This window comes from Methylobacterium sp. P3_A11 (assembly GCF_056403155.1).
On record NZ_JBFUGA010000016.1, the window covers coordinates 73,553 to 94,199 of the forward strand.

General features: G+C 70.4%; 17 protein-coding genes. 3 read left to right on the forward strand and 14 right to left on the reverse strand.

Annotation, left to right across the window (positions count from 1 at the left end; all coding sequences use genetic code 11):
• Window positions 1-52: 52 nt before the first annotated feature.
• Both AC1DXK_RS07745 and AC1DXK_RS07750 read right to left on the reverse strand, forming a co-directional pair.
• A complete protein-coding gene (locus tag AC1DXK_RS07745) occupies window positions 53-1,354 on the reverse strand; it encodes an EAL domain-containing protein (protein ID WP_457106606.1) in 1,302 nt (433 codons plus the stop codon).
• Window positions 1,355-1,501: 147 nt separating this feature from the next.
• A complete protein-coding gene (locus tag AC1DXK_RS07750) occupies window positions 1,502-3,394 on the reverse strand; it encodes a sigma-54 interaction domain-containing protein (RefSeq protein ID WP_457106607.1) in 1,893 nt (630 codons plus the stop codon).
• Window positions 3,395-3,642: 248 nt separating this feature from the next.
• Here AC1DXK_RS07750 and cynS point away from each other — a divergent pair, with 248 nt between their 5' ends.
• Window positions 3,643-4,212, forward strand: coding sequence for a cyanase (cynS, locus tag AC1DXK_RS07755; protein WP_477297360.1), 570 nt, complete (start codon window positions 3,643-3,645; stop codon window positions 4,210-4,212).
• 325 nt (window positions 4,213-4,537) lie between these two features.
• Here cynS and AC1DXK_RS07760 read toward each other — a convergent pair whose 3' ends face one another.
• From AC1DXK_RS07760 to AC1DXK_RS07780, 5 genes are all read right to left on the reverse strand, one after another.
• Window positions 4,538-7,822 (reverse strand): efflux RND transporter permease subunit, encoded by a 3,285-nt coding sequence (locus tag AC1DXK_RS07760; RefSeq protein WP_477297362.1) that lies wholly within the window; start codon window positions 7,820-7,822, stop codon window positions 4,538-4,540.
• Between the two features lie 324 nt (window positions 7,823-8,146).
• Window positions 8,147-8,581, reverse strand: coding sequence for a tellurite resistance TerB family protein (locus AC1DXK_RS07765; protein ID WP_457106610.1), 435 nt, complete (start codon window positions 8,579-8,581; stop codon window positions 8,147-8,149).
• A gap of 93 nt (window positions 8,582-8,674) precedes the next feature.
• A complete protein-coding gene (locus AC1DXK_RS07770; RefSeq protein ID WP_042672671.1) occupies window positions 8,675-8,860 on the reverse strand; it encodes a DUF3606 domain-containing protein in 186 nt (61 codons plus the stop codon).
• Window positions 8,861-9,153: 293 nt separating this feature from the next.
• On the reverse strand, window positions 9,154-9,375 hold the full coding sequence (locus AC1DXK_RS07775; RefSeq protein WP_457106611.1) for a YbdD/YjiX family protein: 222 nt from the start codon (window positions 9,373-9,375) through the stop codon (window positions 9,154-9,156).
• A gap of 7 nt (window positions 9,376-9,382) precedes the next feature.
• Window positions 9,383-11,443 (reverse strand): carbon starvation CstA family protein, encoded by a 2,061-nt coding sequence (locus AC1DXK_RS07780; protein ID WP_457106612.1) that lies wholly within the window; start codon window positions 11,441-11,443, stop codon window positions 9,383-9,385.
• A 289-nt stretch (window positions 11,444-11,732) separates the two neighbouring features.
• On the opposite strand from AC1DXK_RS07780, the gene AC1DXK_RS07785 reads away from it, so the two are divergent.
• Complete coding sequence (locus AC1DXK_RS07785) at window positions 11,733-12,602, forward strand: NAD(P)-dependent oxidoreductase (protein WP_457106613.1); 870 nt, start codon at window positions 11,733-11,735, stop codon at window positions 12,600-12,602.
• Between the two features lie 130 nt (window positions 12,603-12,732).
• Here the strand turns inward: AC1DXK_RS07785 and miaA are convergent, their stop codons facing one another.
• A complete protein-coding gene (gene miaA, locus AC1DXK_RS07790; RefSeq protein WP_457106614.1) occupies window positions 12,733-13,662 on the reverse strand; it encodes a tRNA (adenosine(37)-N6)-dimethylallyltransferase MiaA in 930 nt (309 codons plus the stop codon).
• Window positions 13,663-13,676: 14 nt separating this feature from the next.
• On the opposite strand from miaA, the gene serB reads away from it, so the two are divergent.
• Window positions 13,677-14,570 (forward strand): phosphoserine phosphatase SerB, encoded by an 894-nt coding sequence (gene serB, locus AC1DXK_RS07795; RefSeq protein WP_457106615.1) that lies wholly within the window; start codon window positions 13,677-13,679, stop codon window positions 14,568-14,570.
• A 164-nt stretch (window positions 14,571-14,734) separates the two neighbouring features.
• On the opposite strand, the gene AC1DXK_RS07800 is transcribed toward serB, so the two are convergent.
• The 6 genes from AC1DXK_RS07800 to AC1DXK_RS07825 form a co-directional block, all read right to left on the reverse strand.
• On the reverse strand, window positions 14,735-15,055 hold the full coding sequence (locus AC1DXK_RS07800) for a hypothetical protein (RefSeq protein ID WP_457106616.1): 321 nt from the start codon (window positions 15,053-15,055) through the stop codon (window positions 14,735-14,737).
• 150 nt (window positions 15,056-15,205) lie between these two features.
• On the reverse strand, window positions 15,206-16,747 hold the full coding sequence (locus AC1DXK_RS07805) for a DegQ family serine endoprotease (RefSeq protein ID WP_457106617.1): 1,542 nt from the start codon (window positions 16,745-16,747) through the stop codon (window positions 15,206-15,208).
• A gap of 116 nt (window positions 16,748-16,863) precedes the next feature.
• Window positions 16,864-17,841, reverse strand: coding sequence for a protease modulator HflC (hflC, locus tag AC1DXK_RS07810; RefSeq protein ID WP_457106618.1), 978 nt, complete (start codon window positions 17,839-17,841; stop codon window positions 16,864-16,866).
• The gene (gene hflK / locus AC1DXK_RS07815; RefSeq protein ID WP_457106619.1) at window positions 17,838-19,022 is read right to left on the reverse strand and encodes an FtsH protease activity modulator HflK; all 1,185 of its coding nucleotides are present in this window, start codon (window positions 19,020-19,022) and stop codon (window positions 17,838-17,840) included. Before hflK ends, hflC begins: the two co-directional genes overlap by 4 nt.
• 282 nt (window positions 19,023-19,304) lie before the next feature.
• On the reverse strand, window positions 19,305-19,796 hold the full coding sequence (locus tag AC1DXK_RS07820) for a dihydrofolate reductase (protein ID WP_457106620.1): 492 nt from the start codon (window positions 19,794-19,796) through the stop codon (window positions 19,305-19,307).
• The gene (locus AC1DXK_RS07825; RefSeq protein WP_457106621.1) at window positions 19,793-20,587 is read right to left on the reverse strand and encodes a thymidylate synthase; all 795 of its coding nucleotides are present in this window, start codon (window positions 20,585-20,587) and stop codon (window positions 19,793-19,795) included. Before AC1DXK_RS07825 ends, AC1DXK_RS07820 begins: the two co-directional genes overlap by 4 nt.
• Window positions 20,588-20,647 lie beyond the last annotated feature (60 nt).

Consider the following 20,647-nt stretch of genomic DNA (forward strand, 5'->3'; position numbering starts at 1 on the left):
CGAAACCACGCTCCCGGGCGCGAAGACCGTCGACGCGGAGGCTCGGCGCCGCTCAGGGCGACGCGACGCGGGCGCGCGCCGGTGCCCGGCCCGTTCGCCGGCCGCGGTCCGCGGCATCGGCCGGGGAGCAGCGCCAGCGCCCGGCATCCCAGGCGGCGACCGTCGCTAGGGCGTCCGGCTGGGGCATCGGGCGGCCGAAATGGTAGCCCTGGCCGAGGGCGCAGCCCATCGCGGCCAGGGCCGCCGCCTCGGCGCGGCCCTCGATGCCCTCCGCGACCGCCGCCACCCCGATCTCCTCGGCGAGCCGCAGGATGGTCTGGACGATCCGGCGGTCGCGCGGCTCCGCCAGCATCGCCCGGACGAAGGCCCGGTCGACCTTCAACGTGGTGATCGGCAGGGTGCTGAGGTGGCTGAGGGAGGAATAGCCGGTGCCGAAATCGTCCACGGCGATGCCGAGGCCGGCGGCGCGGCAGCGCGCGAGGGCGGCGGCGGCGGCGGCCGGATCCTGCATCAGCGTGCTCTCGGTGATCTCGATCTTCAGGGCGCCGGGGGCGAGGCCGGTCCGGCGCAGCATCGCGTCGATCAGGGCCGGGATGTCCGACCGGGCGAGATCCTGGGCCGAGACGTTGAAGCTCACGAACAGGGACGGCTCGACGGCGGCGGGCGCGTGCCGGGCGGCCTGGAGGATCCCGGGCACGATCCGGCCGATCTCGCCGATCACCCAGGCGGTGATCCCCACGATCAGGCCGTTCGCCTCGGCGGCCGGAATGAAGGCCGCGGGCGGCACGAGGCCGCGCTCGGGATCCTGCCACCGGATCAGCGCCTCGAACCCGGCGAGACGTCCCGTGGCGAGCCGCACGATCGGCTGCAGGAACAGCACGAACTCGTCCCGCGCCAGAGCCCGCCGCAGGGCCCGCTCCTGCGCGAGCGCGGCGACCGCCGCGTCGAAATCGGCCCGGGCGGCCGGCGACGGCGGCACGGGCCGGCTCCCCGCCTCGACCGGCCCGACGCGCGGCAGGGTCTCGCGGAGCCGGGCGATGAGCCCTTCGAGACAGAGGCGCAGGATCGGATCGGCGCCGGCGAGCTGCCGGCGGATCTGCTCCGCGCTAACCGGCACGAGCACGCAATCCTGCTCGGCCCGAACGCTGGCGGAGCGCGGGAGGGCATCGAGGATCGCCATCTCGCCGAACACTTCCCCGACGCCGCGCCGGGCGAGCACCATCTCGCCGCCGTCGCACCGCCGGACGATCGCGATGCGCCCGCTCAGGATCAGGTAGGCGCAGCGCCCGATCTCCCCCTCCTCGAACAGGATGGCACCGGCCGGGAGGGTGACGGGGTCGGATAGGTCCTGCATTGGCCGGTGGTGCTGCGACTGCGATGGAAACGCCCGGCGTCACGGTGACACGGCGATCTTAAGGGCATCCGAAGGATCGCCGCGCGGACGCGGCCGCATGGCCTTCGTCAACAGCGTTTCGCGGGGGCGGGGGCCTGTCACGCGGGATCAGGCGCGCGGAATCCCGTGGGCCTTGATGCGCGAAGCCAGCGTCGTCGGTCGCAGGCCGAGGAGCGCGGCCGCGCCCCCCGGTCCGGAGATGCGGCCGCCCGCCAGCGCCAGGGCCGCGACGATCTCGGCGCGGTCRCGGGCACGACGTTCGGCTTCGGTGGCAGGCCGCCCTTCGGGCGCGGCGGCCGGTGCGGCGGCCGCGGCGTGCCCGGCTCCTTCGCCGGCGGGCAGATCGAGGCGGAGCCGGCCCCGAGCGGACAGGATCACCGCCCGCTCGATCACGTTCTCCAGCTCGCGGACGTTTCCCGGCCAGGAATGGCGGCAGAGGCGGCGGACATCGCCCTCCGAAAGGCGCGGCTCCGGCATGGCGAGGCGGCGCGCGGCGGCCCCGAGCAGATGCTGGGCGATCGGCGGGATGTCCTCGGGCCGCTCGCGCAGGGGCCGCGCCTGGATCGGGAAGACGTTGAGGCGGAAAAAGAGGTCCTCCCGGAAGCGGCCGGCCCGGACCTCGGCGCGCAGATCCCGGTTGGTGGCCGCGACCACGCGCACGTCCACCGCCCGGGTGCGGGCCTCGCCGACCCGCTCGAACGAGCGCTCCTGCAGGACGCGCAGCAGCTTGCCCTGGAGGTCGAGGGGAATCTCCCCGACCTCGTCGAGGAACAGCGTGCCGCCGTCGGCGAGTTCGAACCGCCCGACCCGGTCGCGCAGCGCCCCGGTGAAGCTGCCCTTGGCGTGGCCGAAGAACTCGCTCTCGAACAGATCGCGGGGGATCGCCGCGCAGTTCACGCGGATCATCGGGCGGGCGCTGCGGCGGCTCGCCTCGTGGATCGCCTGGGCGATCAGCTCCTTGCCGGTTCCGGACTCGCCGGTGATCAGCACCGTGGCGTCGGTTCCGGCGACGCGGTCGATCTGGCGGAGCGTCGCCGCGATGGCCGGCGAGCGGCCGATGATGCCCTGGTGGTGGCGCTCGGCCCGGATTTCCTCCTTGAGATACGCGTTCTCGAGCTCGAGGCGCTCCCGCAGCGAATCGACCTCGGCGAGCGCGCTCGTCAGGCGGGATTCGGCCTCGCGGCGCTGGCTGATGTCGCGGAACACGATGACGGCGCCGAGCAGACGCCCCCGGTCACGGATCGGCGTCGAGGTGTACTCGACCGGGAAGGACGTCCCGTCGGCACGCCAGAACACCTCGTGATCGACCTGATGCACGGCGCCGTCGCGGAAGGCCGCGTAGATCGGGCAGTCGCGATGGGGATAGTGGCTGCCGTCCGGGCGGGTGTGGTGCACGGCGGCATGCATATCCCGACCGACGAGGTCGGCGGCCTCGCAGCCGAGCATGCGCGCGGCGGCCGGGTTGACGAAGGTGGTGACGCCCTCCGCGTTGACCCCGTAGATCCCCTCCCCGGCCGCGCGCAGGATCAGCTGGTTGCTGCGCTCGATGTCGCGGAAGATCCGCTCCATGCGCTGCCATTCGGAGAGTCCCGCGCGCATGTGGGCCTCGGCCTCGCCGTCGACCTGTCGGCGGTGGAGGGCGTCCGGGTTCGCGAGGGTCACGAGGAGGCGGGTCGGCGCCCCCGGGAGCGGGAAGGCCACGGTCTCGACCCGCAGGTCGCGACCGGCGGCATCGCGGGGCGACAGGGTCCGCGTCCACCAATGCCCCTTCGCCAGGGTGGCCTGTGTGAAGACCGTCAGGGCCGCGAGCTGGCCCGGAAACAGCGCGCTCGCCCGCACGCCCCGCAGCGCCGGCCGCCCGTGGCCCAGCAGGCGCGCCGCGGCGGGGTTGGCGTCGGCGATCCGATCCTCCTCGGGCGCGAGCACCAGCATCGGATCCGGGCTCGCCTCGAAAACCGGCCCGAACGTGTCGGCTCCGCCTGCCTCACGAGATTTCGTCATCGGATCACGATATCTCGTCGCCGACGAAATGTCGTGAGCAAGATCCGATCGGTCAACATCTTGCGGGGACTGGCGATTCGACGTTCGGGGCCTCTGGCATACCGCTTGCCATTCGATCCCCGTCCGCCCGTCGACCGGCGCCGCCCCGAAGGCACGCTGCGTCGACGCCCGGCAGACGTCCGCGTCCGGTCGCGACCGTATCCTCCCTCAACGGTCGCGATCCGGACGTGCACCCCGCATCGGGGTGGGTGAGGCCGCGGCCCACGCGGCCTCACCCGACCCTGGCAGATTCGAACCCGGGAACCGACGATGAAGCGCGAAGACCTCACCGAGAAGCTTCTCGACATACCGAGAAGCTTCTCGACATCAAGCGCGAGAAGGGCTGGACCTGGAAGCATATCCACGAGGCCATCGGCGGCCTCTCGCCGTTCCTGATCACCGCCGCCTGCATGGGCCAGATGAAGCTGCCCAAGGCTCAGGCGCAGCGCGCAGCGGCGCTGTTCGGGCTCACCGAGGCCGAGGAGCGGATGCTCAACGAGCCGCCCTATCGCGGCTCGATCCCGTCGATGCCGCCCACCGACCCGCTAATCTACCGGTTCTACGAGCTGGTGATGGTCTACGGCACGACCTTCAAGGAGCTCATCCAGGAGGAGTTCGGCGACGGCATCATGTCGGCGATCGACTTCAACATGGACATGGCCCGCGAGGCCAACAACAAGGGCGACCGCGTGCGGCTGACCATGTCGGGCAAGTTCCTGCCGTACAAGTATTACGGCAACGACGACGACACGCCGGAATACGGCTTCAAGGAGGGCTGAGCGGTCCGAAGGGGCCTCCCCTCCCCCTCCGCGGGCTTGCGGATTCACCCTTTCGGTTTGGCAACATCGATGCCCGGTGGAGCGCGGGTCCCCTCTCCCGAGCGGGAGAGGGACAGGGTGAGGGATCAGGTCTGTCCGAACGAAGCGCGCCGCTCATGCGCGTCGATGGCGTGCTCGATCCTGCGAGTCCTCATCCCTCACCCCAACCCTCTCCCGCTCGGGAGAGGGGGCCTGTCGCGCTCTGCCGCCAGCGTCGATGTTCCCTGGGGATGTGTGAACACCGCAGCCTCTGCGGGGGAGGGAGCGCGGTGGAGGCCAGGCTGCCTTACCCCGCAGCCGGCTGACCCTCCGGCTCCAGGTAATCCTGCACCGGCTGCGCCGGGCCACCGCGCATCAGCACGTAGAGGAACGGGACCAGGAGCAGGGTCGCGGGGGTCGCGAAGGCGATGCCGCCCATCACGGCCCGGGCGAGGGCCGCGTTCTGCTCGCCGCCCTCGCCGGTGCCGAGCGCCATCGGGATCAGCCCGAGGAACATCGCCGAGGCGGTCATCAGCACCGGCCGCAGGCGGGTCTCGCCCGCCGTGATCGCCGCCTCCAGAGCGCTGCAGCCCGTCGCCTCCCGGTGCTCCTTGGCGAAGGTGACGAGCAGGATCGAGTTCGCCGAGGCGATGCCCACCGACATGATCGCCCCGAAGATCGACGGGATCGAGAAGGTCGTGCCGGTGACGAACAGCGCGAAGGTGATGCCGCAGAAGGCCATCGGCAGGGCGGCGATCACCACGAACGGGTCGCCCCAGCTCTGGTAGTTCACCGCCATCAGCAGGTAGACGGCGATCAGCGCGATGCCGAGGCCGATCTCCAGGCGGAAGAAGGCCCCCCGCATGTTCTCGATCTGCCCGCGCACCGCGATCTTGTCGGGCGCTTCCAGGTTCTTCTGCTCGTCCTGCACGATGGCGTCGATGTCCCGCGCCACCGCGCCGAGGTCCCGGTCCTGGACCGAGGCGAAGATGTCGAAGGTCGGCTGAATGTTGACGTGGCTGATCATGGTCTGCGTCGGCGTCCGGCGGATGTCGGCGAGGCTCGACAGCAGGGTCAGCACGCCGGGGCCGGAGCCGGAGGTCGCGGCGGCGCGCACGAACATCGGCGTGTTGCGCAGGTCGGTGAGCGAGCTGTTGCGGTACTCGGGCGTCTGCACCCAGAGCTGGTAGGGGATGCCGGTCTTCGGATCGGGCCAGAAGTTCGGCGTCACCTGGTAGCTGCCGGACAGCGAGATGTTCATGTTCTGCGCCACCTGCTGCTCGGTCAGCCCGAGTTCGGCGGCGAGGCGCCGGTCGACATCGACGTAGAATTGCGGCTCGTTGACGATCTGCTGCAGGTGGACGTCGACGAGGCCCTTGGTGTGCTTCAGCCGCTGCACGATGCGCTGGGCGACCTCCAGGTCCTTCTCCTTGTGCCGGCCGGAGACCTGCACGTCGATCGGCGTGAGGACGCCGAAATTCAGGATCTGGGTGATCATGTCGGCGGGCTGGAAGTACACGGTCACGTCGGGGAAACGCTTCATCAGCACGTCGCGCAGGCGCTTCGTGTAGCCCGCCACCGGGCCGTGACCCTCCTTCAGGCTGATGAGCATCTGGCCGTCGTTGTAGGAGACGAAGGAGCCGTCCGAGAACGCGAAGTTGTAGTTGTTCGACGGCAGGCCGATGTTCTGGAGGATCTGGTCGACCTCGTCCGGTGGGATGACCTCGCGGACGGTGCCCTCGACCTCGGCGAAGACCTGCCGGGCGGTCTCGATGCGCATGCCGACGCGGGTGCGCAGATGCATGGTCATCTGGCTCGCCTCGATCTGCGGGAAGTAGTCCTGGCCGACGAAGACGAACAGGACGCCGGTCATGCCGAGCACGCCGCCGACAGCGCCCAGGGTGACGATGCGGTGGCGCAGCACCGCGTGGAGAAGGCCGACATAGCCCCGGTGGAACCGTGCGAAACCGCGCTCGAAGCCGCCATGGATCCGGCCGGCGAGCCGCATGACCGGCGCCCCGACGAGGCCGACTGCGCGGGCGATCCGGCCCCGCCGCGGGGCCTCATGCTGGTCCCGGTGCGCATCGTGATCCTTGGCGTGCTTCTGCCGGTATTCCGGTGCCACGATCACGTCGATCATGAGCGGCACCAGGGTCCGCGACAGCAGGTAGGAGGTCAGCATCGCGAACACGACCGCGAGCGCCTGCGGGGTGAACAGGTACTTCGGCGTATCGGTGAGCGCGAACACCGCCGTGAAGGCCGCGCAGATCGCCAGCGTCGAGATCAGCGCGGGCTTGGCGATGCCGGCGGCGCCGTGGACCACGCTCTCGCGGAACTCCTCGCCCTCCTCGAACAGCCGGTAGGTGTTCTCGATCGCCACCGTGGCGTCGTCCACGAGGATGCCGACCGCGAGGGCGAGGCCGCCCAGCGTCATCACGTTGATGGTCTCGCCGAGCGCCGCCAGCACGGCGAGCGAGGTCATCACGCAGAGCGGGATCGAGATCAGCACGATGACCGTCGACCGCCAGGAGCCGAGGAACAGCAGGATGGCGAGCCCCGTCAGCGCCGCCGCGGTCAGCGCCTCGTGCAGCACGCCCGCGATGGCGTTCGAGACGAAGACCGACTGGTCGAACAGCGGCTTGATCGACAGGCCCTCGGGCGCCGCGGCGCGGATCGTCGGCATCGCCCCCTTGACGTTATTGACGACATTGAGCGTCGAGGCGGTGCCGTTCTTGATGATCTGCATCAGCACGGCCTGCTGCCCGTCGGCGCTGACCACGTTGACCTGCGGCGGGCCGCCGTCGCGGACATAGGCGACGTCGCGCACCAGCACGGGCTGGCCCGCCACCACCTTGATCGGCGCGAGGTTGAGGGTCTCGATCGAGGGCGGGGTGCCGTTGAGCTGGACCGGGTATTGCTGCTCGCCGATCTTGGCGAGGCCCGACGGCACCGTCAGGTTCTGGGCCGTCATGGCGTTGGTGACGTCGAGCGGCGTCAGGCCCAGCGCCTGGAGGGCGTTGAGGTCGAGGTCGACCATGATCTGCCGGGGCGCGCCGCCGAAGGGCGACGGCAGGGTCGAGCCCGGGACCTGCGCCAGGGTCTGGCGGATCCGGTACTGGGCGTAGTCGTAGACCTCGTTGAGGCTCTGCTTGGCCGAGGTCAGGGCGAGCTGGATCACCGGCACCGACGAGGCGGAGTAGCGCACGATCACCGGCGGCTGCGTGCCGGTGGGCATCACGGCCCGGATCGAGTTGGTCGAGGAGACCACCTGGGCGATGGCGAGATCGAGGCTCACCGAGGGGTCGAAGTAGATCCGCTGGACCGCCGTGCCCTGGAGCGTCGTCGACTCCATGCGGCGGATGTTGTTGACGTTGTTGGAGATCCCGTACTCGGCGTAGGTCGTGATGCGTTGTTCCATCTCCGGCGCGGACAGGCCGGTATAGGTCCAGACCACCACGACCACCGGGATGTCGACGACCGGCAGCACGTCCTTGGGCATCACGACGATCGCGCCGACGCCGCCGAGCATCATCAGCACCGCGAGCACGTAGGTCGTGATCCGGAACTTGAGCGCGTAGAGGACGAGGCCCATGCGGTCTCCGCCGGCCGGCCCCGGGCCGGCAACTCCGCGTTGTGTACCGGCTCACCGGCTAAACCCAGACTGTTTCGCTATCACGTCCGGTCAGGCAAGGGACGGGCCGCGTCGCCGCAGGATCGCGGTGGCGGCCCCGTCATGCCCCGCCTCCCACACGCGCCCTCATCGAGAGGTGCCCGCGTCGGCGGATCTCGCGGGAGGGCTTCAGGGATCGCAGCGCCTCCTCGAGCGCTCCTTCGCGGCTTCCGCCGCGCTCCGGCACCTCAGGAAGAGGGCCGGGCTGGAGAGCGGTCTAAGCGCAGCGTCCCTGCGCCTGCCGGATCAGCGCAGCAGGGCGGACTTGTCGACCAACAGCGCCGCCGCGATCTCGTCGAGCGCCTTGTGCTCGACCTCGCTGATCCCATCGAAATCAGCGACGTCCGCGCCGATCAGGAAGACGTCCTGGCGCTGCTCGACCGGCCGCTCCGCGATGGCGCCTATCAGGCGCAGATTCTCCAGACGCCCGGCCCGGGTCTTGGCCCGGGCGATCGCCTCGTAGAGTTCCTGCTCGACCCGCAGGGTGTCGTAGGATTTCTCGAGGATCGGGTTGGCGCGGATGCCGCTGATCGCCGACTCGATCTCCTCCTCGGCCACGTCGCCGTCGGCAACGATGACGTTGGCGGCGGACGAGACCGCCGCCTGCAGGAAGACCGCGTCGCCCGCGTACGACATGATCGTGCGGCCGAACCGAAGGATGGCGTCCTGGAAAATGCTCATGCCGACCTCCCGTCGGGCCTGAGATGGCGGATATTGTGGGCGCCGAGTCAAGATGCGGCCGAGCTTAAGCCCGGGATGCCGGCAGTCCAGCCCTCAGGTCGCGGGCTCGTGGCCGGGCCAATCCCGCCCGAGATGAGCCGCCACGCGCGCCGGATCGTCGCCGACCGCCGCCACGGCGGCCTCGACCTGCTCCACCGGGACCATGAACCGGCGCGCCCAGTAGGCCCGCTCCCAGGCATGGGCGATGTTGACGGCCCGGGGTTCGATCGGGTCCTGCATGTTGTCGTCGGTCATCGGCTCTCCGCATTGCGCGAGGGTCGGGCGGCCCTTATCGCCTGGAGAACGCCGGCCGCGCCCGATCGGGTCCGGGCTCGGAATGGGCGGCGCATGTCTTGGCCGGGGTGTTGCGCGCATCCACCGACGCGTCCGTCACGCGGCGGACCCGTCTTTGCGGGCGGCGGGAAGTCATCCAGGCAGCGCCTCGCTGGTCGACGTCGCCGGACCAGGGCCGCTCGGCTGCGCGCGCGATGGCAGATGGGGCCGGCCGAGACACCCGCCTCGGACCGGGTCCCTCAGCAGCAGCGGAATCCGGACGTATTCCCGACCCCGAAGCGGGCGTTCTCCCGGTTGCGGAAGAACTCCACCTCGGTCATCGGCGCCTGGTCGGGGTGCGTGCGGCGGACATGGTCGGCATAGGCCGCGTAGTCCCCCTGCCCCACCATCAGCCGGGCGCCGTCGCAGACGCATTTGGACAGCGTCCGGAGGCGATCCCGCAGGTTCGATTGCTGCGGCATGGCGCGCCTACTCCGCCGCGACCATACGCGGCTCGGTCTCCAGGGCGGTCCAGCGATCGGCGCGCCACGCCTTCAGGCAGGCGGCGATGCCGAAGCCCGCGATGGCGACGACGAGGCCGATGAACAGGGCCGCCAGGACCGCGTCGATCCGGTCGTTGAGGATGATCTGGCTCATCTGGTCGGCGTTCTTGGCCGGGGCCAGGATCTTGCCCTCCGCGGCGGCGGCCGCGTAGCGCTCGGCATGGGCCAGGAAGCCGATCTTCGGATCGGCCGAGAAGATCTTCTGCCAGCCGGCCGTGAGGGTGCAGATGCACAGCCACGCGGTCGGGATGATGGTCACGAACGCGTAGCGCTCGCGCTTCATCTTGAAGATCACCACCGTGCACAGCGTCAGCGCCACCGCGGCCAGCATCTGGTTCGAGATGCCGAAGAGCGGCCACAGGGTGTTGATGCCGCCGAGCGGGTCGGTCACGCCCTGGTAGAGGAAGTAGCCCCAGGCGCCCACCGAGATGGCGGTGGCCGCGATGCTCGGCCCCCAGGACGTGGTGTTCTTGAACGCCGGCACCGCCAGCCCGACGAGATCCTGCACCATGAACCGGCAGGCGCGGGTGCCCGCATCCACGGCCGTCAGGATGAACAGCGCCTCGAAGAGGATCGCGAAGTGGTACCAGAAGGCCATCATCGTCTTGCCGCCGATGGCCGAGGAGATGATGTGGGCCATGCCGACCGCGAGGGTCGGCGCGCCGCCGGCCCGCGAGATGATCGTGTGCTCGCCGACATCCGCGGCGGTCTGGGTGATCACCTCCGGGGTGGTGGCGAATCCGAGCTTGGTCACCGCGGCGGCGGCGGTCTCGGGGGTCGTGCCGACCAGCGCGGCCGGCGAGTTCATGGTGAAGTACACGCCCGGGTCGATCACGCAGGCCGAGACCAGCGCCATGATCGCCACGAAGGATTCCATCAGCATGCCGCCGTAGCCGATGAAGCGGGCATCGGCCTCGCTGGCGATCAGCTTCGGCGTGGTGCCCGAGGAGATCAGCGCGTGGAAGCCCGAGACGGAGCCGCACGCGATGGTGATGAAAAGGAAGGGAAACAGGCTGCCCGCCCAGACCGGGCCGGTGCCGTCCACGAACTTGGTGATCGCCGGCATCTGCAGGTGCGGGGCGACGACCGCGATGCCCAGCGCGAGGCCCACGATGGTGCCGATCTTGAGGAAGGTCGACAGGTAGTCGCGCGGGGCGAGGAGCAGCCAGACCGGCAGGATCGACGCCACGAAGCCGTAACCGATCAGCATCCAGCAGAGCTGCGGGCCGGTGAAGGTGAAGGCCGGAGCCCAGACCGGGCTCGACGCCACGGAGCCGCCGCCCATGATCGCCAGCATCAGGAGGACGAAGCCGAGGATCGAGACCTCGCCGATCTTGCCCGGGCGGATGTAGCGGGAATAGACGCCCATCAGCATGGCGATCGGGATCGTCGACATCACCGTGAAGGTGCCCCACGGGCTCTCGGCCAGCGCCTTGACGACGATCAGCGCGAGCACGGCGAGCAGGATCACCATGATCAGGAAGGTGCCGAACAGGGCGATGATGCCCGGCACGGTGCCGAGTTCGGCCCGGATCAGCTCGCCGAGGGACCGGCCGTCCCGGCGCATCGACACGAACAGGACCATGAAGTCCTGCACGGCGCCGGCGAGAACCACGCCCGCCAGGATCCAGAGCATGCCGGGCAGGTAGCCCATCTGGGCGGCGAGCACCGGGCCGACCAGCGGGCCGGCGCCCGCGATCGCCGCGAAGTGGTGACCGAACAGCACGCTCCGGTTCGTGGGCACGTAGTCGAGGCCGTCGTTGTGGCGCACGGCCGGCGTCACCCGTTTCGGGTCGAGGCGCATCACCTTGTCGGCGATGAATTTCGCGTAGTAGCGGTAGGCGATCAGGTAGACGCAGACGGAGGCGACCACGATCCAGAGGGCGTTGATCGTCTCGCCCCGCTGGCTCGCCACGATCGCCAGCGCCGCGGCGCCGAGCGCGCCCACGAGGGCCCAGGGCCCGTGCCTGCCGATCGCCGTGCCCATGATCCGCTCCCTCACCGATCCGCCTCGCGCGCGGCGCCACGCACGCGGGCTCCGGCGGGGACTTCGAGGTCCCGGKCTACACCGGCGGGTTATCCTATTGGTCCGCCGTTGACGCAAGCGATCCGAGCTGTGATGCAGCGTCGGCGGCGGCACGACGCCCAATCTGTCACATCGGGTCCCCGGCACGGCCCCGACCCCCTTCACGGCCCGGCTGCCGAGCTCCGTCGCCGCCCGCCGTCGGAGAAGGAAGGGTGCCGGCGCGGTCCGGGCCTGCGAGGAGCGCACGACAATGGCGAAGGTCGCATTCCTGGGTCTCGGCGTGATGGGCGGCCCGATGGCCGGCCACCTCGCCAAGAAGGGTGGCCACGACGTCACCGTCTACAACCGCACCAGCCCGAAGGCGGAAGCCTGGGTGAAGACCTACGGCGGCGCCTCCGCCCCCACGCCCCGGCAGGCCGCCGAGGGCGCCGAGATCGTGTTCGCCTGCGTGGGCAACGACGACGACCTGCGCAGCGTCGTGCTGGGTGACGAGGGCGCGCTCGCCGGCATGAAGCCCGGCGCGATCTTCGTGGATCACACCACGGCCTCGGCCGAGGTCGCCCGGGAACTCGCCGCGGCGGCCGAGGCCAAGGGCGTCGGCTTCATCGACGCCCCGGTCTCCGGCGGCCAGGCCGGTGCCGAGAACGGCGTGCTCACCGTGATGTGCGGCGGCGACGCGGCGACCTACGCCAAGGTCGAGGGCGCGATCGGGTCGTTCGCCCGCGCCTGCCGCCTCATGGGTCCGGTGGGCTCCGGCCAGCTCACCAAGATGGTCAACCAGATCTGCATCGCCGGGCTGGTCCAGGGCCTGTCCGAGGGCGTCCACTTCGCCAAGCGCGCCGGCCTCGACGTCGAGGCGGTGCTCGACGTGATCTCCAAGGGGGCCGCCGGCTCCTGGCAGATGGAGAACCGCGGCAAGACCATGAACCAGGGCAAGTTCGACTTCGGCTTCGCGGTCGACTGGATGCGCAAGGATCTGGGCATCCTGCTGGACGAGGCCCGCCGCAACGGCGCCAAGCTCCCGGTCTCGGCCCTGGTCGACCAGTTCTACGCCGAGGTCCAGGCCATGGGTGGCAACCGCTGGGACACGTCGAGCCTCGTGGCGCGTCTGGAGCGCTGACACCGTCGGCCCCCTCCCGGGACTCAACGACAAGGGGGGACGCGACAGGCTCCCTCTCCCGTGCGGTAGAGGGGACCAGCGCGGCTTTCGGAGACGGGTCAGCCCACTTCGTGCGGCGGATGAGACGATCTCATCCGAACAGATCGTCGACCTCCGCGGCCTCCGGATCCACCCAGCGCCAGTCCTCCCCCATCTGGTGGCGGAACCATGTGAACTGGCGCTTGGCGTAGGCCCGCGTATCCGCCTGACCGCGTGCGATCGCCGCCTCGAGACCGAGGGTCCCATCGAGATGGGCGATCAGGCCCGGCACCCCGTGGGCGCGCATGACCGGCAGCATCGGGTCGAGCCGGCGCTCCCGCAGGCCGGCGACCTCGTCCAGCGCGCCCTCGGCGATCATGGTCCGGAACCGGGCATCGATCCGGGCGCGCAGCACGGCGCGGTCCGGCGCCAGGAAGATCTTTTCGAGGGTCCGTCCCGCCAGCGGGCCGGGGACCGGATCGCCGTAGAAGCTGGCGATCGGGCGGCCCGTGGCGAGAAAGATCTCCAGGGCGCGCATCACGCGCATCCGGTCGCTCGGTCGCAGGCGGGCAGCCCCCGCGGGGTCGTGCCGGGCGAGATCGGCATGCAGCGCCTCGGTCGGGCGGCCCTCGGCCGCGTCCCGCACCTGCTGCCGCACTTCATCGGGCACCGACGGCAATTCCGAAAACCCCTGTTCCAGCGCCCGGAAATACAGGCCGGTGCCGCCGACGAAAACCGGCAACCGCCCGTCGAGCGACGCCAGCAGCGCCGCCGCGTCGCGGGAGAAGTGTCCGGCCGAGTAGTTCACGGCGCCGTCGACATGGCCGTAGAGCCGGTGGGGCACCCGGGCCTCCTCGTCCGGGTCGGGCCGGGCGGTCAGGCGTCGCAGATCGGCGTAGACCTGCATGGAATCGGTGTTGATCACCACGCCGCCGTGGCGCTCCGCCAGCCGGGCGGCCAGCGCCGACTTGCCCGACGCGGTGGGCCCTGCGATGAGGATCGCCGCCGGGCGAGCCCCGGCTTTTTCCCGGTCTGGCGGCAAGGCGAACCTCCACGATGCTGGTCGCGGTCCTGATAGCAAACCCGGATCGGCCGTCCATCACCGACGCGGTGCTGGCCGAGACGCGCGCCGTGCTGCGGACGGAGCACCGGCCCCGGATCCTGCACGGGGAGGTCGCGGCCGAGGTTCTGGTGCCGGGCGAGCCCTCGGCCGCCGCATCCCTCACGGAGCGGCTCCGCGCGGCGCTCGCGGGCGAGCCGATCGACCTCGCCCTGCTGCCCGCCGACGCCCACCGCCGCAAGCGCCTGTTCCTGGCCGACATGGATTCGACCATGATCGAGCAGGAATGCATCGACGAACTCGCCGGGACGCTCGGCCTCAAGGACCACGTCGCGGCGATCACCGAGCGGGCGATGCGCGGCGAGATCGCCTTCGAGCCGGCGCTGCGCGAGCGCGTGGCGCTCCTGAAGCACATCCCGGTCGAGGCGGTCGACGGATTGATCACCGAGCGCCTGACCCTGACCCCGGGCGGCCGCACCCTGGTGCGGACGATGCGGGCGCACGGCGTTCAGACCTGCCTCGTCTCGGGGGGCTTCACCCTGTTCACCGGACCCATCGCGGCGATGATCGGCTTCCATGAGCACCGGTCCAACCTGCTGGACGTCGCCGCGGGGCGGCTCACCGGCACGGTGGCCGATCCGATCGTCGGCAAGGCGGAGAAGCGCGCGACGCTCATCGAATTGCGGGACGCGCTGGGCCTCGGCCCTGCGGACACGCTCGCGGTGGGTGACGGCGCCAACGATCTCGACATGCTGGGCGAGGCCGGTCTCGGCGTGGCGTTCCGGGCGAAGCCCGCGGTCGCGGCTGCCGCGCGGGTCCGGGTCGAGCACGGCGACCTCACCGCGCTCCTGTACCTGCAGGGCTACGCGGCGGCGGAATTCGTGGGGTGAGGCTCAGTGCAGGGTGCGGGTCAGGGCGATGACCGTGCCGAGACCCGCAAGGGTCTGAACGCCGACCGCACCGACCAGCCAGCGCACCGTCTCGATCTTCGCGGAGGCGATCGCGCCTTTTACGGCCTCGATGTCGGCCTTGGCCCGACAGGACGATTCAGCGGTCAGTGCAGACTTCGGACCAGGGTGATGACCGCACCCAGGATCACGATAGTTTGGAGACCGACCGTACCGAACATCCACTTGATCATCTCTGCCTTCAGGGCCTCGATGTCGCCGCGCGTCTGAATGCGCAGAGCCTCGACATCGCTTCGAACGCCCTGAAGTTCGGTCCGCACGTCGCGGATGTCGCCCTTGGTCGCCCGATTGCCATCGCGCACATCGACCAGCGCGTCAGCGAAGCCCTCCGCCTGCTCGGGCGACAACTTCGCTTTGTCCCGCAGGGCGCGGGCGAATTTCAGGGTATCGAAGGCGACGGCCGTCATGGGGTTTGCAAGGGGTTTGCAAGCACACGCTTCCCGACTCGCACAGCCGGTGTGCCGCTCCGCGGCGGCGCGTCACTGCGGATCCCCTTAATGCACGAAGGCCGCCGCTCCGCGTGGAGCGACGGCCTTCGGCGGTGCGGGTGAGGCCGCTCAGTCGAGTCCGACGGCCACGAAGCGGACGTCGCCGGTGGCGCTGGCCACCAGGAGCAGGACCGACTTGCGTCCGTCCTTCTTGAGGCCGTCGATGCGCTTGGTCACCTCGGCCGGCGTGCTCACTGCCTCCTGGCCGACCTCGACAATCACCTCGCCGGGCTGGATCCGCTTGTCGGCGGCGGTCGAGTTCGGGTCGACGCGGGTGACGACCACGCCCTTCACGGTGTCCTTGATGGAGTACTTCTTGCGCAGCTCGTCGGTCATGCCGGAGAGGTTAAGGCCGAGCGCCTGACGGGTGGCGCTCTCGGGCTCCGGCTGGCGCATGTTGGCGAGCTGCGGCTTGTCGCTGTCCTCCAGGCGGCCGAGGGTGACGGGCTTGGTCACCTCCTCGCCCTTGCGCATCACGACCACGTCGACCTTCTGCCCCACGGGGGTCGAGGCGACGATGCGCGGCAGGTCGCCCGACGCCTTCACGGGGGCGCCGTTGAACTTCAGGATCACGTCGCCGACATCGATGCCCGCGGTCTTGGCAGGCCCCTTCTCGTCCACGCCGGCCACCAGGGCACCCCGCGCCCCACCCTTGAGATTGAGCGCCTCCGCGGTGGCGTCGTCGACGTTCTGGATGCGCACGCCGAGCCAGCCGCGGCGGACCTCGCCGAAGTCGCGCAGCTGGTCGATCACGGGCTTGGCCGTGCCCGACGGGACCGCGAAGCCGATGCCCACCGAGCCGCCGGTCGGCGACAGGATCGCCGTGTTGATGCCGATCACCTCGCCGTCCATGTTGAACAGCGGACCGCCCGAGTTGCCCTTGTTGATGGCCGCGTCGGTCTGGATGTAGTTGTCGTAGGGTCCGGACTCGATGTTCCGGCCCCGGGCCGAGACGATGCCGGCCGAGACCGAGCCGCCGAGGCCGAACGGGTTGCCGATGGCGATGACCCAGTCGCCCGGCCGCATCTTGTCGGAATCGCCGAACGGCACCGCCTTCAGGGGGCGATCGGCGGTGGGCTTCACCCGCAGGACCGCGAGGTCGATCTTCGAATCCTTGCCGACGATCTCGGCCTTGAGCTTGGTGCCGTCGTGCAGGATGACCTGGATGTCGTTGGCGTCGCCGATGACGTGGTTGTTGGTCACCACGAGGCCGGCGGCGTCGATGATGAAGCCGGAGCCCAGGGAGTTCGACTTGCGCTGCTGACGAGGACCCTCTGCCTCGCCGCCACCACCACCGCCGCGGCCGCCGCGCCGGTTGAAGAACTCCTCGAACAGATCCTCGAACGGGGTGCCCGGCGGCACCTGCGGCATGGTGCGGCTGCCGCGGGCCTCGACCGTCGTAGAGGCGGAGATGTTCACCACCGCGTCCGTGACCTGCTCGGCGAGGTCGGCCAGCGAGGCCGGCCCCTTGGCGAAGGCCGGAATCGGCAGGGCTGCCGTGGCCACCGAGGCGCCGATCAGGATCGAGGCCATGAGCGCGCGCGCGCGGGAGCGGGGCTGCGCTTGCGCGCGGTCGAACGACGCCTCGGGGGCGCTCGCGACGGGGTGCATGGTCGACCTCTTCAAGAACGCGTTTCCGGCCCCGCGGGACTGGACCGAGGTTCGGCCGCCCGCGGGTTTTCCTGTAAGGTAGTCTCCGGGCTCCGGAGCGCCAACTCGCGCCCCGATCAGCGCGGCGTCCCGACCGCGGCCCCGGTCGTCGACCCGGTGGTCGCGCTCGGATCGACCGGTCCGCGCGGACCACGCGGCGCCGAGGCGGCCGCCTTGCCCTGCGGGTCGCTGAAGTAGCGGAAGAAGTCCGAGCTGGGGCTGATCACCAGCCGCGTGTCGGAGCCCTTCAACCCGGTCTCGTAGGCCTGCATCGAGCGATAGAAGCTGAAGAAGTCCGGGTCCTTGCCGAACGCGTCCGCGAGGATGCGGTTCTTGTCCGCGTCACCCTGTCCGCGCAGCTGCTCGGATTTCTGGGTAGCCTCGGCCAGGATCACCGTGACCTCGCGTTCGGCCTTGGCGCGGATCGTGGCGGCGATCTGGTCGCCGTTGGCCCGGATGTCGGCGGCCTCGCGTTCGCGCTCGGTCTTCATCCGCCGGTAGACGGCAGCGGAGTTCTGAGCGGGCAGGTCGACGCGGGTCATGCGCAGATCGACGATCTCGATGCCCAGCGCCTTGGCCTGCCGGTTCACGTCCTCCTGGATCTGATGCATCAGCTGGCCGCGATCGGTCTTCACGATGGCGTCGCGGGTCGAGCGGGCCAGCACGTTGCGCAGGCTGGAATTCGTGAAGCTCGCGAGCCTCTGGTTGGCCAGCCCGATATTGCCCACCGCCTGATAGAAGCGCAGCGGATCGAGGATCCGGTAGCGGGCGAAGGCGTCCACCTCCAGGTTCTGCCGGTCGGCGGTGAGCACCGTCTGCACCGGCAGGTCGAGGTCGAGCACGCGCTTGTCGAAGATGACCACGTTCTCCATGAACGGGATCTTGAAGTACAGGCCTGGCTTCTCCTCGCCGGTGGCGTTGAGGACGGCGCGGACGCGGCCGAACTGCAGGACGAGGGCCTGCTGCATTTGGCCGACGGTGAAGATCGACGCATAGAGGCCGATCGCGACGATCGCGGCGATGGCGATCAGGCCGGTGCGGAGGGCCTGCTTCATCGGGCGGCTCCCGTCTGGGTCTGGGCGCGGGCGCCGAACTCCGCGAGCGGCAGCACCGGCAGCACGCCGGCGGCGGTCGCCGCCCCGGGCTGCGTCCCGTTCTGGTCGATGATCACCTTGTTCACGGAGCCCAGGACCTTCTCCATCGTCTCCAGGAAGATCCGCTCGCGGCTGATCGCCGGGGCGGCCTTGTAGGAGGCGTAGACCTCGCTGAACCGGGCCGCCTGGCCGGTGGCGTCGGCGGTCGCCTTGGTCCGGTAGGCCTCGGCCTGCTGGACGATCTGGGACGCCTTGCCGCGGGCCTGCGGCACCTCGCGGCTGGCGTAGGTCTTGGCCTCGTTCTGCGCCGTGTCGGCGTCCTGCTGGGCGGCGTTCACGTCGATGAAGGCGGGACGCACCTCCGGCGGCGGGTTGACCGAGACGAGCTGCACCACCTCGATGCGGACGCCGGCCCCGTACTCGTCGAGGGCCTTCTGGACCATTTCCTTGACTTCCTGGGCGATGCTCGACTGCTCGTTGGTGAGGATCGCCTGGATGTTGCGGCGGCCGATCACCTCGCGCATCGCGCTCTCGGAGATCGCCTTGATGGTGCCCTCCGGGTTCTGGAGGTTGAACACGAAGTCGGAGGCCTTCAGCGGGTTGACCCGCCACTGCACCTCGAAGTCGAGATCGACGATGTTCTCGTCGCCGGTGAGCATCAGGCTCTCGTCCGGCACGTCGCGGGTGCGGCCCTGGCCGCCGGGACCGGCACGGAAGCCGATCTGGATCGAATTCTGGGAGCCGACGTCGGGCTTGACCACGCCACCGATCGGATAGGGGAAGTTGTAGCGCAGGCCCTCGCCCTTGGTGCCGATGTAGCGGCCGAAGATCGTCTCGATGCCGACCTGACGGGGATAGACAGTGTAGAAGCCGGTGGCGAGCCAGATCGCCACGGCCAGGACGGCGATCACCGCCGCGCTGCGGCCGCCGCCGACACCCGTCGATCCGCCGCCGCCGTAGCCGCCACCCGTGCCGCCGCCGCCCGGGATCAGACCGCGCAGGCGATCCTGCCCGCGCCGCAACAGGTCCTCGAGACTCGGCGGCGTCTTGCCGCCGCCACCGCCGCCACCCCAGGGACCGCCGCCGTTGCCGCCGGGCCGACCCCAGGGCCCCCCGCCACCGCTCTGATTGCTCCAAGGCATTCTAGCCGTCGTCTCCTGCCTGCCCGCGCCCGGCCCRCATCCCGGCCCGCGCCCCCTGCCTGAACGGCCACGCTCGCCCGCCTAGTCCCGACCATCCGGCCCGGCCGCGATGCGATCGCGGCCGATCGGGGTCTCTAAGAACCTGCCCGCGCGCATGATCCCACAGGATGTGCAGACCCGGCGTGAGCGCGCACCCGACAGGCACCTGCGGGCGCACGCCCCATGCTGTCAAGGCAGGCAGGTGGGCATGCGCGGCGTGGAACGCAAATGCGGCGGCGCGCCTCAGCGGACGCGCTCCCAATCGACGAAGGCGAAGGCGTGCTCGTCCCGGGGTCCCGCCGGATGCGCCTCGCGGCGCGTCTCCCGGAACCGGCCGTGGTCGAAGGCCGGGAATCGCACGTCGCCCTCGGGCTCGGCGGCGACCTCGGTGAGGTGGAGCCGGTCGGCAAACGGGAGGGCGAGGGCGTAGATCTCGGCGCCGCCCACCACCATCAGCTCCGTCCCGGCGGCGGCGGCCAGCGCCGCCTCCCAGTCGTGGACGATCTCGGCCCCCGCGGCGCGGAAACCGCGGTCCCGGGTGAGCACCAGGGTGCGGCGGCCGGGCAGCGGCCGCCCGATCGAGTCCCAGGTCCGCCGGCCCATCAGCATCGGCTTGCCCATGGTCAGCGCCTTGAACCGCTTCAGGTCGCTGGAGAGATGCCAGGCGAGGCCGTTGTCGCGGCCGATCACGCCGTTGCGGGCGACGGCTGCGACGAGGGAGACGATCGGGCTCATACCGCCACCGGGGCCGCGATGGCCGGATGCGGGTCGTAGCCCGCGACGGAAAAGTCCTCGTATCGGAAGGCGAAGAGGTCGCGGACCTCCGGGTTGATCCGCAGCTGCGGCAGCGGGCGCGGGGCGCGGGTCAGCAGGGTGCGGGTCTGCTCCAGGTGGTTCCGGTAGAGATGGGCATCGCCGAAGGTGTGGACGAAATCGCCGACCCCGAGGCCGGTCACCTGGGCGATCATGTGGGTCAGGAGCGCGTAGCTCGCGATGTTGAACGGCACGCCGAGAAACACGTCCGCCGAGCGCTGGTAGAGCTGGCAGGAGAGCCGCCCCTCGCTCACGTAGAACTGGAACAGGCAATGGCAGGGGGCGAGCGCCATGCGGTCGAGGTCGGCCGGGTTCCAGGCCGAGACGATCAGGCGACGGGAGTCGGGGTTGCGCCGGATCTCGTCAAGCACCCAGGCGATCTGATCGACGGTGCCGCCGCCCGGCTTCTCCCAGGAGCGCCACTGCTTGCCGTAGACCGGGCCGAGATCGCCGTCCGCGTCCGCCCACTCGTCCCAGATCGTCACGCCGTTCGCCCGGAGCGCCGCCACGTTGGTGTCGCCGGCCAGGAACCAGAGCAGTTCGTGGATGATCGAGCGCAGGTGCAGGCGCTTCGTGGTGACCAGCGGGAAGCCCGCCGCGAGGTCGAAGCGCATCTGGTGGCCGAACACCGAGAGCGTCCCGGTGCCGGTGCGGTCGTCCTTGGCGGCGCCCTCGTCGAGGATGCGCCGCAGCAGGTCCTGGTAAGCGTCCATCGTGCATTCCTGCGCGCGGGCGGAGCGCCCGGCAAGTTCGACGGCGGCATCTGTCCACCG